The following is a 15,188-nucleotide window of genomic DNA, read 5'->3' on the forward strand; positions in this document are numbered from 1 at the left end:
GAAATCTTTGATTTCAGGTGGGGGTAGGTGATCCAGTTCAAGTCGAAACGCTTTAGGCGGGCGCACTGCCGTCAACCTCCGATTGTCAGCGCGGCACCGGCCCGGTGCCGATATCCCAGAACAGCCCCGCCATCAGCCGCAATGCATCCCGGCAGATCGGTTTCAGCACGTGCTCGTCCGGCGCGTGTTGCGAGCAGCCGCGATAGGAATGTGGCACCCAGACGGTGGGCAGACCCAGAATGTCGGAAAAACTGTCATTGGGCAGCGATCCAGCAAGGTTGGGCAAGACATGCGGGGCGACGCCCGACGTTTGGGTCAGGCTGTCGCGCACAAAACCCACCCAGGGATGGTTCGGATCCAGGCGGGTGGCGCGAAAAAACCCCCGATCATGCGGAGCGATGCGCACCATCCGAAACCCGTTCGCATCCAGATGGCGGCGCAGCGCGGGCAGGATATCGTCGGGATCCGTGCCAACCACATAGCGCAGCTGGCAGGTCGCGCGGGCGCTGGCCGAAATCGCATTGACCGGCGCATCCGGCACACCCGAGGTCATCGCCAGCACCGCAAAACTGTTCCACCCATAGGCGCGTTCGGCGGGCGTCAGGCTTGCCTCGCCCCAATCCGCGTCGACTTTGGGGCCGTCACCGCCCGCGACAGGCAGGTCGCGCAATGCGTCGCGCACCGTGTCAGTCAGGCTGTCGGGCCGCCATTCGGGGATCGCGATCTGGCCGCGCACGTCTGTAATACTGGCCAGCGCATGCGCCAGGATCATGGCCGGATCCGCCAGCAGGCCGCCCCAATTGCCGGAATGGTGCGCACCTTCGCGCAGATCGAGGTGCAGATCGAAACTGACACCGCCCCGGCTGCCCATGAACATCGTCGGCGTCTCTGGCTGCAGGCGCGGCCCGTCTGACGCGATCAGCACATCGGCTGCCAGACGATCCTTTTGCGCGGCAAAAAACTCGGGCAGCCCGGCCGAACCGGTCTCTTCGCTCATTTCGATCACGATCTTGACGTTAAAGCCCAGATTGCCGCGTTCGGCCAGAACGGCTTCGAGCGCCGCGATGTTGATCAGGTGCTGCCCTTTGTTGTCGGCGGTGCCACGGCCATACAGCCGCTCGCCCTCTTCAACCAGTTGAAACGGATGCAGCCCGTCGCGCCATTGGTCGGTCTGGGCACGGATCACATCGCCATGACCATAGGTCAGAACCGTCGGCAGGTCGTCGCCTTCGATCCGTTCGCCGACCAGCAGCGGGCCACCTTTGGGGGTCGGGTTGTCAAAGATCTCGCACGTAAAACCGGCAGCCTGCAGGCGCGGTTGCATCGTTTCACGCAAATAGCGGTACAGGTGCGGCGCGCTGTCGGAATTCTGGCTTTCGGTGGGATGGGCCACCAGATCGGCCAGTTCAGCCTGAAAGGTTCCGGCGTCGAAATAGTCGGAAATGCGGGAAATGGCGGCGTCGCGGCTCATGTCTGGTCCTCGGAAATGGCGTCGCCCCACGGCGACATGATTTCGGTGCATCCGGCGTTGCGCCCATCCCGCCGCATCACCCCCGCCGGGCAGGCAAAGGCATAGGGAAAGACCGTGCGCCGCGTGGTGGTGACTTTGTGATCCGCGCGCAGGGCGGCAATCACATCGTCGGGCAGGCTGTCATCGGCCACAACGACCGGCCCGCCGGACATGTCGATGCGGGGCTGGTGGAACGCGGCCCCCACATCCATGCCGAAATCGGTCACAAAGGACGACAACTGGGCCACCGCCGAGACAATCTTGCGCCCGCCGGATGCGCCAAAAGCAAACCGTGTGCCGTCGCCGGCCTCGCCAATCACCGGGCAGACATTCATCAGGCAGGTCTTGTCCGGAGCCAGCGAATTGGGGCGTCCCTGCACCGGGTCAAACCACATGACGCCGTTGTTCATCAGGAAACCTGTGCGGGGCGATACCACCCGGCTGCCAAAAATCGACAACAGGGTCTGGGTAAGGGCCACCATGTTGCCATGGCGATCCACAACCGAGAAATGCGTGGTACAGCCCGGCGCGTCAGGGGTTTCGCCATCGTCACCCATGCCCGACAGACGCCTGGCATAGGCGGTTTTCAACGCGGCGGCATAGGTTGCATAGGCCTGCGCGCCAGGGGTCTTACCACCCAGATCTTTCAGCCCGGCGAATACATCGCGAAAGGTCGGACCCGCTGTCAGACCTGGCATGACGTGAAAGCCGCCCGCGCCATGCGCAAAGCTCAGCGGATCGACAAACCGGGCATGATAGGCGCGCAGATCGTCATGGGTCAGGCACCCGCCTTTGGCCTGGACATCCGCCGCCAGCGCCGCGCCGATGTCACCGTCATAGAATTCGCGCGCGCCCTTGTCCGCCAGTTCCGCCAACGAAGCCGCCATCGCGCCCATATCCAGCCGCTTATCCGAAAGGCTGGTCCAACCGGCAATGGTGGGCCATCGCCCGTCTTCCAGAAACAGCGCTGCGGCATCGGCATCCTTGGCCAGTTCGCGCGTGGTCGACGCGATGATCAGCGCCGCATACCAATCCACATGCAGTCCTTCGCGCGCCAGATCGACCGCTGGTTGCAACAGATCGCGCCATGGCACCTTGCCGAACCGCGCATGGGCCTGTCCGACCCCGTCAACCAGTCCAGGCACCGCGATGGCGCTTGCGCCTTGCACATTGCGATCCTCGACCACCCGCTCCCACGGGAAAAGATCGCCAGCAATACCCTCACCCGATAGCGGATAGTTGTCAGGATTCAATCCCCTGGGCGACCGCATGCCGTAATTCAACGCATAGGCCCGCTCTTCATTCGCACGCCACAGCATCATGGCACCACCCCCCGCAGGGCCGGACATCCAAGGCTCAACCACCCCAATCGCAAAGGACACGGCCACCGCTGCGTCGACTGCATCGCCACCGGCAGCCAACACTTGCGCACCGATACGCGCGGCGCGCGAATGCTGGGCGGCCACAACGCCGCCCTCGGTTTCGATCACCGTCTTGGTGATCGTCTGGCTGTCGGAAAGGTTCGAAATCACGATATGCTCCGCACGGGTTCTGGACCGTCACCGTCAAAAAGATGACATTCCACATGGCCATCAGGCGTCGGGATGGGAAGCGGAGCGATAATCTTGCACCGGTCCATCGCCGCTGGGCAGCGGGGGTGAAAATGGCACCCCGGTGGTGGCGCGATCGGGTTGGGATATTCCATTCCCAATTCCGTATCCGGCACACCCATGCCCGGATCGGGCGTCAGCACCGATTTCAGCAGCGCCTGAGTATAGGGATGGCGTGATTGATCAAACAGACCCGCCACATCGGCTTCTTCTACGATGCGTCCGAGATACATCACCGCGACACGGGTGGCGAGATGCTCGATCACCGCCAGATCGTGACTGATGAACAGATAGGTCAGCCCGAATTCGGACCGCAAATCGCCCAACAGGTTCAGGATCTGGCTTTGGACCGACACGTCAAGCGCACTGGTCGGCTCGTCGCAGATCACGATCTCGGGCTTCATGATCAGTGCCCGTGCAATGGCAACGCGCTGGCGTTGGCCGCCGGACATCTGACTGGGATAGGTCTGCATCACCCGCGCCGGCAGGCCGACAATGTCCAGAATCTCGCGTACCGCCTTGGTCCGGCTGGCGGCGTCACCGACATTATGCACCAACAACGGCAGGGACACGATATCCTCGATGCTCTTGCGTGGATTGAGCGAAGAATACGGATCCTGAAAGATCGGTTGGATGCGCCGCGCCAGACGGCGACGGTCGGTCGCATCGATACGCTCGCCATCGACCAGAACCTCGCCCTGTGTCGGGGCCTCAAGCCCCAGCAGGATCTTGGCCAGCGTGGACTTGCCGCAACCGGATTCCCCGACCAGCCCCAGCACCTCGCCCCGGCCCAGCGTCAGGGTCACGTCATTGACGGCAGTCAGCGGTTTGGGTGCGCCGAACAACCCCTGCTTGACGCTATAGGTCTTGGTCACGCCCCGCAATTCCAGTACCGGCGCATCCTTGTTCACGTCGCTCATGCCGGGGACTCCTCGGCCATGCGATGACCGGTTTCATGCACGCAACGGAATTCATGGTTGCCGCTGCCGGGGTTGCGACGGGGTATGGCCTGACGGCACGCGTCCACTACCTGATCACAGCGGGTGCGGAACGGACAGCCCGTCACCCCGCCCACAAGGCTGGGCACGATACCGGGGATGGTGCCCAGACGTGCGCCGCGTTCGGTCTTGCCCGGCTGCGGAATGCAGCGCAGCAAGCCGCGCGTATAGGGATGCATTGGCGCGTTGAACACTTCGGATGCGCTGCCGGTTTCCACCAGCTCGCCAGCATACATGACCGCCACCTTGTCGGCGACGCGAGCGACAACGCCCAGATCATGGGTGATCAGGATCATCGCCATGTTCATCTCTCGGCCCAGATCGACCAGCAGCCGCAGAATTTGGGCCTGGATGGTGACGTCCAACGCGGTGGTGGGTTCATCCGCAATGATCAGTTCCGGTTCGCACATCAGGGCCATCGCGATCATCACCCGCTGGCGCAACCCGCCGGACAGTTGGTGCGGATACTGGCCCAACCGGCTGGCGGCGGCTGTGATCCCGACCTTTTCCAACAGCTCGACGGCACGGGCGCGGGCGGCTTCGCGTCCGACATCGCGGTGCAGCAACAGCGCCTCGGTCAGCTGATCGCCGATGGTATAGGCCGGGTTCAGCGACGTCATCGGCTCCTGAAAGATCATCGACATGCGATCTCCGCGCAGGGCGCGCATGGTACGTGCATTGGCGCGGGTCAGGTCGATGCCATCAAACTGCATCTCGGTCGCGCGCCGGTCGATGCGCCCGCCCAGCAAACCCATCAGCGCCAAAGAGGTCAGTGACTTGCCCGACCCGCTTTCGCCGACAATGCACAGGGTCTCACCCCGATCCACGTCGAAATCGATGCCACGTACCGCATGCAGGGTTCCGCCGCCAACCGGGATGTTGATGGTCAGGCCCCGCACGGTCAAAAGAGTATCACCCATCAGATCAGCTCCTGTTTTCGGGTGCGGTGACGTCCCGCAAACCGTCACCCATCAGGTTGATCGCCAACACCAGCACAAAAAGCACCACCCCAGGGATCATCACCATCCAGGGCTCGAACAGCATCATGTTCTTGCCTTCGGACACCATCAGCCCCCAGCTTGGCGTTGGCGGTTGCACCCCCAGTCCCAGAAACGACAACGCCGCTTCCAACAGAATGGCGTGGGCCATTTCCAGCGTCACCACCACGATCAGGTTATTGACGATGTTGGGCATGATTTCCGACATCAGGATGCGCGGTGTGGAACACCCCACGGCACGGGCGGCGGCCACATATTCGCGGCCCCGGACCTGCAAGGTGCTGGAGCGCATCACCACGGCAAACCGGTCCCATAGCAGCAGGCCCAGAACCACGATCACCACCTGCAGCGACCCGCCCATGATGGCAACCACAGCCAGCGCCACCAGAACCACGGGCATCGCAAGGCGCACGTTGATCAGAAAGGTCACGACCGCATCGACCCGGCCGCCAAAATACCCGGCCGCAACGCCCATGGCCGTGCCGATCACCCCTGAAATCAGCGCCGCGACAGTGCCGATCAACAGCGACACCCGCGCGCCATAAATCAGCCGCGACAGGTAGTCCCGGCCCAGGTGATCCGTACCCAAGGGGTGCTCCCAGCTTCCGCCCAGAAACACCGGCGGCTGCATCCGCGCCATCAGGCTTTGGGCATAGGGGTCATGCGGTGCAAGCCAAGGGGCAAAGATCGCCACCAATACCAGCACTCCCAACACCACCGCGCCGATCAACAGCCCCTGATGGCCAAAGATCCGTTTCCGCAGCATCTGCCCCGGTGTCGGCCCTGTGATATCCGCCAAAAGCGGATCGGTTGCCATGTCTGCCATGTCAGCCCGCCCTCATACGCGGATCCAGCCAGGCGTTCAGCACGTCCGACAGGAAGGTGAAGATGATATAAAACAGCGAGAACACCAGGATCAGCGCCTGCACCGTCGGCAGATCGTTGCGGGCAATGCTTTCCCACGCCAGATAGCCCGCGCCATGCAGCGCAAAAATGCTTTCGACCACGATCGAGCCGCCCAGCATAAAGCCCATTTGAACTGCGGCCAGACTGACCACGGGGATGATTGCATTGCGCAGCGCATGCTTGAACAGCACCCGACCTTCGGACGCGCCTTTGGCGCGTGCTGTGCGGATATAGTCGGACGACAACACATCCAGCATCCCGGCGCGGGTCAGGCGCATGATCGCGGGCATGGCATAATATCCCAGAACGATGGTTGGCATTATGAAATGCACCGGGCTGGACGCACCTGATGGTGGCAGCCATCCCAACTGGATCGCAAAGACCACGATCAGGATCAATCCGAACCAGAACGACGGCATCGCTTGCCCGGCCACCGACAGAAACAGCGCCAGCCGGTCGATGAACGAATTCGGGCGTATCGCGGCTGCAACGCCCAGCGGAACTGCCGTCAGCAGCGCGAAGGAGATCCCACAAACACCGAGGATCATGGTAATCTGAAGGCGGTCCGCGATCAGGCTGGCGACCGGAAGCTTGAAGTAATAACTCTCGCCCAGATCGCCGGTCAGCGCGCTGGACAGCCAGTCCCAGTATTGCACGACCAGCGGCCGGTCAAAGCCGTACAGAACCCGGATCGCTTCGATGTCCTGGTCGGTCGCTGTCTCGCCACCGATGGCGGATGCCGGGTCGCCCGACAGAAACAGCAGTGAAAAGCTGATGATCGACACGGTCAGAGCTACCAGCAGAGCCAGGCCCAGTCGTTTCAGAATGAATTGAAGCACGGGTATTGCCCCTGTAGGCGTGGACGGGGGGCCGGTTCAGCCCCCCGGAATATTCAGTTCCAGCGCATCGTGGTAAAGCGCAGAACTTCGTCCGGTGTGGGCGTATAATCAACGTCCTTGGTGAAGACGTAGTTGGTATTGTAGCTGAACATCGGCACCCAATACACTTGGTCCGCAATCTTTTTCAGTGCCTTGGAATAGTGTTCCTTGCGCACTTCGGGGTCGGTCGAGCTGTCGGCGATGTCCAGCCAGTCCTTGACCTCTTGGTCGCGAGAGTCATCCAGCGACCCGAACTTGAAGAATTGGCTGGTGATCGCGGATGTGTCGTTGATCGAATACGATCCCCAGGTCTGGAACGACACCGGCGAACCCTCTTTCATCCGTAATTCACGCAGGGCCGAGTATTGCAGCATGTTGAAGTTGGTTTCGATCCCGACCGCGTTCAGGAAGGACGAAATCGCCTCGGCATAGTCCCGGTCGCGATAAGCATAGTAGTCAGTTGAAAACCCGTCCGGGTACCCGGCCTCGGCCAGCAGTGCCCTGGCCTTTTCCGGATCGTATTCATAGCTGGTTACATTCTGGTCACACCCGAACTGGCTGGGATAACAAGCGGTGGAAATCACCTGGCTCTTGCCTTTGAGCAGCGCATTGACCAGCGCTTCGCGGTCGATGGCATGGGCCACGGCCTGCCGCACCTTGAGTTTGGTAAACGGGTTGTCCTCTCCGGTGCGTCCGGCGGCATCGAGCGTCAGATATCCGATCCGCATGGTGCTTTCATTGGCGACCGTGAACTGGTCCATCGTCGCCAGCTTCTCGGCCTGGTCCGCCGGGGTCTGCCAGATCAGGTCCAGGCTGCCGGAAAACAGCTCGGCGATCTGGGTGTTCACATCCGGAATGGTGCGGATGTCGACCTTGCCGATCTCCGGCTGACCCTTGGGGCTGTCATGATATGTCTCGTTCTTCTCCAGCACGAAATGTGCGCCGGGTACAACGTCGATCACCTTATATGGACCGGTTCCAACCGGTTTCAGCCCCATGCCGGATGGTCCCGCCTCGGCATAATACTCGTTGGGGTACATCGACACCGGCCCCGACAGGAATTCGATTGCCGCAGGAAAAGGTTCTTTCAGCAGAATGCGAACGGTGTATTCGTCAATTTTTTCAGCCGATTTCATCCAGTTCACGTTGCGCTGGGTTTTTACTCCATTGGCCTCGTCTGCGACGAAATTGACAGTATAGACCACATCGTCCGCGTTGAATGGCTCGCCGTTGTGAAAGGTGACGCCCTCGCGCAGTTTGAATTCCAGCGTGGTATCGTCGATCCATTCCCAGGACGTGGCCAGATTGCCCTTGTATTCATTGGTCGCCGGATCGCGATAAATCAGCCCGTCCCAGATCGCCCGCTGCAACACCACGCCCTCGCGGGACGAGTTGAAATAGCTGTCGACGTTCTCCAACTCCTTGGTAAAGGCCGCATTCAGCGTGTCGTCCGCCTTGCCTGCCCATGCGGATCCGGCACAGGCCACGCAAATTGCCGTGGCCGCCGCAGTCCAATTTGATCGTGCGTATTTCATGTCTTCTCCCTGAGTATCGACGCCGGTTTGGTCGGCATTCTTTCGGCTTGTATTACATTGTAATATCAAACATTGGTATATAACAAAGTAAGCAAGTTCAAAGCGACTCGGCAAGCCCTTTCTTAACGCTCGCGGCCAACAACCCGGCAACAGGAGCCGTACGGAATGCAGCAAAAGCAAAACACTCTCTATGTGTCTTCCCTGGCCAAGGGTTTGCAATTGTTACGTGCCTTTGATGACAGACACTCCGAACTGACTCTCACCGAGATGACCGTGCGTACCGGGCTGGAGCGCAGTGCGGTGCAGCGGTTGGCCAACACACTGCATCTCGAAGGTATGCTGAACAAAAACCCGGTCACCCGCCGCTTCAGCCCATCGCATGCCTGGCTGCAACTGGCCTATGCCTATTACTGGTCTGACCGGTTGGTACCCATTGCCCTGCCCAAGATGATCGATCTATCCCAGCGCCTGGGAGAGACCGTCAACCTGGCCGAAGCCTCGGGCGACCACATCATATATGTCAGTCGCCTGCCCTGCCAGCACACTTATTTCGCGGCCAGCGTGGTAGGCCGCCGGATTCCGGCGCTCAGCACCTCGTCGGGCCTTGCGATGCTGTCGACCTGTGACGTCGACACCAGCGCCGAGGCAGTCGTGACCTGGCCGCTCACGCGGTTCACTCCTCGCACCATAATGGAGCGAAGCCTGATCTCCGAGCAGGTCGAACAGGCCCGGCAAGAGGGATTTTCCATCGCTCGCGAACAGGTGATCCTGAACGAGATTGGAATTGCCGCCCCCATCCGCAGCCCGGGCGGAGAGCCGTCAAGAGCCGCGATACAGTGCTCGGTATCGGCATCGCGCTGGACCGAAGAAGGCCTGCGCGAGCGGATCGTACCAGCCCTTCTGGACACGGCGAATGCCATTTCGCCTGACCCTCGTTCCTGAGGCCGGTCGCGGGCGGGAAGAGCATGCCAATTGCCAGATTTCAGGAAACCAAGGCGTCGCCCGCGTGGCGAATGACAAAATCGACGAAATGGCGGATCTTGGGATCCTGCAACTTTCTATGTGGGTAAAGGCAGCCAAAGATTGCTGAAGCAGGCGGCGTTTGGGGCAAGACCTCGACCAGCGCCCCGTCGCTCAGATGCTCCGCCACATCGAACCGGGGCTTGTTTGCGATGCCGTGTCCCCCCAGCGCCCAATCCGTCAACACATCGCCATCATCGGCGTCATACTTGCCAGCCACATCTAATTTACGCCGCCCGGCTTCCGTCTCAAGAACCCAAAAATACTCTGGCGAGCGCGGATAGCGCAGCAGCAAACAGTTGTGATCGCCGGACACAAGATCGTCAGGGGTCTGCGGCATGCCGTATCGTTCCAGATAGGCTGGCGACGCGCAGAGAATGCGTTGGCAGTCCATGATTTTGCGCAGCTTCAGGTTTGAATCCCGTGGTGCGCCGATAAAGAATGCCAGGTCCAGCTTGTCCGCCAATATGTCCACCACCCGATCCGACAGACGCATCTGCACCCGCGTTTCCGGATAGGACTCGACAAAACGAGGAACCAGAGGCGCGATGATACGCCGGCCCGCCCCCAGGGGCGCAGTCAACCGGATCACGCCGCGCGGCGAGCCGGAAAAGTTTGCAACCACCGATTCTGCATCGTCTATTGTCTCCAGAACCTTGCGGGCATGGTCGTAAAAGGTCTTGCCCACTTCGGTCGGTGTCAGTGATCGCGTGGTCCGGTTGAACAGCCGCACCCCCAGGTGTTTCTCGAGTTCCTTGATCCGCTTGCTGGCCACCGCCGGTGTCAGCCGCAAATCCCGCCCGCCTGACGTGATGCTGCCCAAATCGACCACACGGGTAAAGACGCGCAGGCTTTCGACATATGGCATGGCGTGTTCCCTTTGCTGCCTTCTACCGCATGGACCGCATGCTATCACTTTCAACAGATCGTTGAAAGTATTTCCCGACTGGCGACGTATCCAGGTAAAATAAAATCCGGTATTCTGCCTGACACTCCCTGACTGAACCGAAACCACCGCCGCAACCGATCTGGAGGTCCAATGACACACCGTGACGAAATCCGCTTTCTGCTGAATGGCCGCGACATTGTCTTGCCCGATGTCGGGGCCAGCCAGACCTTGCTGGACTTTCTGCGGCTGGACCGGCGCCTGACCGGAACCAAAGAAGGCTGTGCCGAGGGCGATTGCGGGGCCTGTACGGTTTTGGTCGGGCGTCTGCATAACAATCGGCTGCGCTATGAAACGGTGAACGCCTGTATTCGCTTCCTGGCCACGGTGGATGGATGCCACGTGGTAACGGTGGAACACCTGTCCGGCCCCGATGGGCGGCTGCATCCGGTGCAACAGGCGATGGTCGAACACCACGGCAGCCAATGCGGGTTCTGCACGCCGGGGTTTGTCATGTCGCTCTACGCACTGTGGATGCAAACGCCCGAACCGAGCGAAGCCCAGGTCGAAACCGCGTTGCAAGGCAACCTGTGTCGCTGCACCGGGTATGAACCGATCGTGCGCGCCGCTGTTGCGGTCAGCCGGTATGGTACCCCGGCCTCGGATCATCTGATTGCGGAACGCGATGCCGTCACCACGCGCCTGACCGCACTGCGGGACGGCAGGCGCATCGTCACCGGCCCCGCGCAGGATCGCGCCATCCTGCCCGCCAGCGTGGATGATCTGGCCACGGTACTGACAGAAAACCCCGAAGCGACCATTGTCGCCGGATCGACCGATGTGGGTCTGTGGGTCACCAAGTTCCTGCGCCCGATCAGCCCCGCCGTGTTCATCGGCCACTTGGACGGGTTGAAAAATATCGAGATCACCGACGCCGGACTGACCATTGGCGCGGGCGTGACCTATTCCGAGTGTCAGGACGCGATTACCGGCATGTTTCCGCACCTGGCGGCCTATTGGGATCGCATTGCGGGCTGGCAGGTGCGCAACATGGGCACTGTGGGCGGCAATATCGCCAATGGTTCTCCCATCGGGGATACGCCTCCGGTGCTGATCGCGCTTGGCGCGCAGATCGCCCTGCGGCGCGGCAATGACCGGCGCTCTCTTCCGCTACAGGATTTTTTCATCGACTACGGCAAACAGGACCGCGCGCCGGGTGAGTTCGTGGAAACTATCCATATTCCACAGGCAACGGCGGGGCAGCTGGACGCGGCCTACAAGATTTCGAAACGGCGGGACGAAGATATTTCCTCGGTGGCGGCAGGGATCAGCGTCAGTGTCGAAGGCGGCACCATTCGGGACTGCCGCATTGTCTATGGCGGAATGGCGGCCACTCCCAAGCGCGCGGACGCTGCCGAGGCCGCCCTGCGCAATCAACCCTGGGGCGAGGCCGTGTTTCGGGCGGCCGCCCAGGCCCTGAGCGATGATTTCTCTCCGCTCACGGACATGCGGGCCTCTGCCGATTACCGAATGCTGTCGGCCCGGAACCTGCTGCTGCGCTTCTATCTGGAACATGACGCGGCGACCGATACGCCGGTGCAACTTGCCACAGCCTGAGAAAGGGGAACCGAGATGAAAGACAACGTTACCATCAAGGGCGGCACTCATACGGACCGCATCCATGACAGCGCAATCAAGCATGTCACCGGGCGAGCCGACTATACCGATGACATCCCGGAACCGGCGGGCACCCTGCATGCCTATCTGGGGTGTTCGTCCGTGACCCATGCCCGTATCACCGCCATGGACCTGTCCGCTGTCCGCGCGGCACCCGGCGTGATCGGCGTTCTGACCGCCGACGACATACCGGGCACCAACGACATCAGCCCGACCGGGCGCAATGACGAACCGGTGTTTCCAACCGAGACCGTCGAATTCCACGGCCAGCCGCTGTTTGCCGTCGTGGCCGAAACCCGCGATGCGGCGCGGCGGGCCGCCGACCTGGCGCAGGTTCGCTATGAAACCCTGCCTCATGCACTGGATCCCGTCGCCGCGCAGAAGGCGGGCTATCCCAATGTCACCGACCCGCTGAAGCTCGAACGCGGTGACCTGGCCACGGGCTTTGAAAACGCCGTTCATCGGATCAAGGGCCAGATCACCGTGGGCGGGCAGGACCACATGTATCTCGAAGGCCATATTGCCTTTGCCATCCCGGGCGAAGATGACGACGTGGTCGTGCATTGCTCGACACAGCATCCCAGCGAGGCACAGCACATGGTGGCGCATGTTCTGGGCGTGCCATCCAACGCAGTCACGGTAAACGTGCGGCGCATGGGCGGCGGGTTTGGCGGCAAGGAAAGCCAGATGAACCTGTTTTGCGCTGTCGCCGCGATTGCCGCCAAGAAATGGAACCGCGCGGTCAAGATTCGCCCCGACCGCGATCAGGACATGACCGCCACCGGCAAGCGGCATGATTTTGTCATCGACTATGACGTCGCATTTGATGATGCAGGCCGGATTCAGGCGGTGGATGGCAGCTTTGTCGCCCGTTGCGGATTTTCTTCGGACCTGTCCGGGCCGGTCACCGATCGGGCCCTGTTTCACGCCGACAATGCCTATTATTATCCCGCCGTGCGGCTGGTCAGCCACCCAATGAAAACCAACACCGTCAGCAACACTGCCTTTCGCGGCTTTGGTGGACCGCAGGGCGTCGTGGCCGCCGAACGGATGATCGAGGAAATCGCCTTTGCCCTTGGCAAGGACCCGCTTGAGATCCGCAAGGCGAATTTTTACGGTCAGGACGGGCGCAACCTGACACCCTATCATCAGGAGGTCGATGACAATATTCTCGACCGGCTGATCGGCGATCTCGAAACATCGGCGGATTACCGGGCACGGCGCGAGGCGGTTCTTGCCTTCAACGCGACATCGCCCGTGATCAAAAAGGGCATCGCGCTGACCCCGGTCAAGTTCGGTATCTCCTTTACCGCCACATGGTACAATCAGGCCGGTGCGCTGATCCACGTCTATAATGACGGCTCGATCCATCTCAACCACGGCGGCACGGAAATGGGGCAGGGGTTGAACACCAAGGTTGCACAGGTGGTGGCCGAGGCATTCCAGGTCGATTTCGACCGCATCAAGATCACCAAGACCACAACCGAAAAGGTGCCCAATACATCCGCGACCGCAGCCTCTTCCGGCACCGATCTGAACGGCATGGCGGCGCTGGACGGGTGTGAACAGATCAAGGCCCGGCTGGTCGAATTTGCCGCCGCAAAATGGGATGTTGCACCCGACCAGGTGAAATTTCTGCCCAATACGGTTCAGATCGGCGAAACCCGCCTCAGCTTTGATGACTTCATAAAACAGGCTTACATGGCGCGGGTGCAGCTGTCGGCGGCTGGTTTTTACAAGACGCCCAAGATCCATTGGGATCGCAGTTCGGGCAAGGGGCGGCCGTTCTATTATTATGCCTATGGCGCATCCTGTTCAGAAGTCTCGGTGGATACGCTGACCGGTGAATACCGGGTTGAGCGCACCGACATCCTGCATGACGTGGGCAAGTCGCTGAACCCGGTGCTGGACAAGGGCCAGGTCGAAGGCGCGTTTATCCAGGGCATGGGCTGGCTGACCACCGAAGAACTGTGGTGGGACGAGGCCGGGCGTTTGCGCACCCACGCCCCCAGCACTTACAAGATCCCGCTTGCATCGGACCGTCCGCGCATTTTTAACGTCGATCTGGCAGATTGGTCCGAGAACCGCGAACTGACCATCAAGCGATCGAAAGCCGTGGGCGAGCCGCCGTTTATGCTGGGTATTTCGGTACTCGAAGCCCTGTCGATGGCTGTGTCCAGCGTCGATGGGTACCGAACCTGCCCGCGCCTGGACACGCCGGCCACGCCCGAACGGGTACTGATGGCGGTTGAGCGCCTGCAGAGCGCATTGTGATGCTTTCGGAATTCTTTGCCCGGCACGACAGGGTTGTGCGGATGGTGCTGACGCGGGTGCGCGGCTCGTCCCCGCGCAACGTCGGCACCGAAATGTTCGTCGCCCCGACGGGTCAGTGGGGAACGCTCGGCGGCGGACAACTGGAATACCGCGCCATTCAGCGCGCCCGTGAAATGTTCGACAATTGCGAAGTCAGCGCCGCACTGGACATCCCGCTGGGACCGGAAATCGGCCAATGCTGTGGCGGACGGGTGGAACTGGCGCTGAACCGCATGGGTCACGGTGACAAGCGGGAAGCCATCTCACGTGCAACCGCCCGGCGGGACGCTCAGCCGCATGTTTACATCATGGGGGCGGGACATGTCGGCCGTGCCCTTGCCGAGTTGCTGCAACATCTACCGGTGCGCACCATCATAGTGGATCCGCGCAAAGAGGAACTGGCCCTTTGCAGATCCGCCGTCGAGACCCGTCTGACCCCGATCCCTGAATTCGAGGTCGACCGCGCGCCGCCAGGCAGCGCCTTTGTCGTGCTGACTCACGATCATGCGCTGGACTTTCTGGTGACCAGCGCAGCGTTGGCGCGTAAGGACGCAGCCTATGTCGGGATGATCGGCTCGGTCACGAAACGCGCCAAGTTCCGCAACTGGTGCAGAACCCAATGCGATGGCCTGTCCATCGACACCCTGATTTGCCCCATCGGGGCAAGCGGCAGCCGCGATAAGCGGCCCGGCGTCATCGCCGCCTTCGTGGCGGCCGAGGTGATCGCCAAACTGACCTCTGAAACTGCCGCAACCACCCCGCAAGGGAACAAGGACCGGTCCGGGAGGGGCCGACAACAGAACGCAGAAATCAGGCAGACAAGGATCTGATTTCGCGACCATTTTGGAGGAGGAGGC

General features: G+C 61.3%; 12 protein-coding genes. 4 read left to right on the top strand and 8 right to left on the bottom strand.

The features are described from left to right. Positions 1–85 precede the first annotated feature (85 nt). Genes NANH_RS0113755 through NANH_RS0113785 form a run of 7 tightly spaced genes read right to left on the bottom strand, consistent with a single transcriptional unit; the run spans position 86 to position 8,435 of the window. A complete protein-coding gene (locus tag NANH_RS0113755; RefSeq protein ID WP_027262560.1) occupies positions 86–1,471 on the bottom strand; it encodes a M20 family metallopeptidase in 1,386 nt (461 codons plus the stop codon). Further along, positions 1,468–3,039, bottom strand: coding sequence for a gamma-glutamyltransferase (locus NANH_RS0113760; RefSeq protein ID WP_027262561.1), 1,572 nt, complete (start codon positions 3,037–3,039; stop codon positions 1,468–1,470). The genes NANH_RS0113755 and NANH_RS0113760 overlap by 4 nt, the downstream gene beginning before the upstream one ends. Then, on the bottom strand, positions 3,039–4,040 hold the full coding sequence (locus tag NANH_RS0113765) for an ABC transporter ATP-binding protein (RefSeq protein ID WP_027262562.1): 1,002 nt from the start codon (positions 4,038–4,040) through the stop codon (positions 3,039–3,041). Before NANH_RS0113765 ends, NANH_RS0113760 begins: the two co-directional genes overlap by 1 nt. Continuing rightward, on the bottom strand, positions 4,037–5,038 hold the full coding sequence (locus tag NANH_RS0113770) for an ABC transporter ATP-binding protein (RefSeq protein WP_027262563.1): 1,002 nt from the start codon (positions 5,036–5,038) through the stop codon (positions 4,037–4,039). Before NANH_RS0113770 ends, NANH_RS0113765 begins: the two co-directional genes overlap by 4 nt. Before the next feature lie 4 nt (positions 5,039–5,042). Next, complete coding sequence (locus NANH_RS0113775; RefSeq protein WP_027262564.1) at positions 5,043–5,942, bottom strand: ABC transporter permease; 900 nt, start codon at positions 5,940–5,942, stop codon at positions 5,043–5,045. A gap of 1 nt (position 5,943) precedes the next feature. After that, positions 5,944–6,861 (bottom strand): ABC transporter permease, encoded by a 918-nt coding sequence (locus NANH_RS0113780; protein ID WP_027262565.1) that lies wholly within the window; start codon positions 6,859–6,861, stop codon positions 5,944–5,946. Between the two features lie 53 nt (positions 6,862–6,914). Then, the gene (locus tag NANH_RS0113785) at positions 6,915–8,435 is read right to left on the bottom strand and encodes an ABC transporter substrate-binding protein (RefSeq protein WP_081710462.1); all 1,521 of its coding nucleotides are present in this window, start codon (positions 8,433–8,435) and stop codon (positions 6,915–6,917) included. A gap of 165 nt (positions 8,436–8,600) precedes the next feature. Here NANH_RS0113785 and NANH_RS0113790 point away from each other — a divergent pair, with 165 nt between their 5' ends. Next, entirely contained in the window at positions 8,601–9,377 is a 777-nt protein-coding gene (locus NANH_RS0113790; protein WP_027262567.1) for an IclR family transcriptional regulator, read from the top strand. A gap of 40 nt (positions 9,378–9,417) precedes the next feature. Here the strand turns inward: NANH_RS0113790 and NANH_RS0113795 are convergent, their stop codons facing one another. Further along, positions 9,418–10,323: a LysR family transcriptional regulator gene (locus NANH_RS0113795; RefSeq protein WP_027262568.1), complete on the bottom strand. Its 906-nt coding sequence runs from the start codon at positions 10,321–10,323 to the stop codon at positions 9,418–9,420. Positions 10,324–10,494: 171 nt separating this feature from the next. On the opposite strand from NANH_RS0113795, the gene xdhA reads away from it, so the two are divergent. The 3 genes from xdhA to xdhC are packed head-to-tail and all read left to right on the top strand — an operon-like array spanning position 10,495 to position 15,161. After that, the gene (gene xdhA / locus NANH_RS0113800) at positions 10,495–11,958 is read left to right on the top strand and encodes a xanthine dehydrogenase small subunit (protein WP_027262569.1); all 1,464 of its coding nucleotides are present in this window, start codon (positions 10,495–10,497) and stop codon (positions 11,956–11,958) included. Between the two features lie 15 nt (positions 11,959–11,973). Beyond that, positions 11,974–14,292: a xanthine dehydrogenase molybdopterin binding subunit gene (xdhB, locus tag NANH_RS0113805; protein WP_027262570.1), complete on the top strand. Its 2,319-nt coding sequence runs from the start codon at positions 11,974–11,976 to the stop codon at positions 14,290–14,292. Continuing rightward, positions 14,292–15,161, top strand: a complete 870-nt coding sequence (gene xdhC / locus NANH_RS0113810; protein WP_027262571.1) for a xanthine dehydrogenase accessory protein XdhC — start codon at positions 14,292–14,294, stop codon at positions 15,159–15,161. The genes xdhB and xdhC overlap by 1 nt, the downstream gene beginning before the upstream one ends. The last annotated feature ends 27 nt before the right edge of the window (positions 15,162–15,188 follow it).

Origin of the sequence: Sedimentitalea nanhaiensis DSM 24252, assembly GCF_000473225.1 — a bacterium.
Classification (GTDB): Bacteria; Pseudomonadota; Alphaproteobacteria; order Rhodobacterales; family Rhodobacteraceae; genus Sedimentitalea; species Sedimentitalea nanhaiensis.

Coding starts and splice junctions, on each gene's coding strand:
- NANH_RS0113765 (WP_027262562.1), bottom strand. CDS start 4,040: ATGAGCGACGTGAACAAGGATGCGCCGGTACTGGAATTGCGGGGCGTG.
- NANH_RS0113795 (WP_027262568.1), bottom strand. CDS start 10,323: ATGCCATATGTCGAAAGCCTGCGCGTCTTTACCCGTGTGGTCGATTTG.
- NANH_RS0113785 (WP_081710462.1), bottom strand. CDS start 8,435: ATGAAATACGCACGATCAAATTGGACTGCGGCGGCCACGGCAATTTGC.
- NANH_RS0113775 (WP_027262564.1), bottom strand. CDS start 5,942: ATGGCAGACATGGCAACCGATCCGCTTTTGGCGGATATCACAGGGCCG.
- xdhA (WP_027262569.1), top strand. CDS start 10,495: ATGACACACCGTGACGAAATCCGCTTTCTGCTGAATGGCCGCGACATT.
- NANH_RS0113790 (WP_027262567.1), top strand. CDS start 8,601: ATGCAGCAAAAGCAAAACACTCTCTATGTGTCTTCCCTGGCCAAGGGT.
- xdhB (WP_027262570.1), top strand. CDS start 11,974: ATGAAAGACAACGTTACCATCAAGGGCGGCACTCATACGGACCGCATC.
- NANH_RS0113770 (WP_027262563.1), bottom strand. CDS start 5,038: ATGGGTGATACTCTTTTGACCGTGCGGGGCCTGACCATCAACATCCCG.
- xdhC (WP_027262571.1), top strand. CDS start 14,292: ATGCTTTCGGAATTCTTTGCCCGGCACGACAGGGTTGTGCGGATGGTG.
- NANH_RS0113755 (WP_027262560.1), bottom strand. CDS start 1,471: ATGAGCCGCGACGCCGCCATTTCCCGCATTTCCGACTATTTCGACGCC.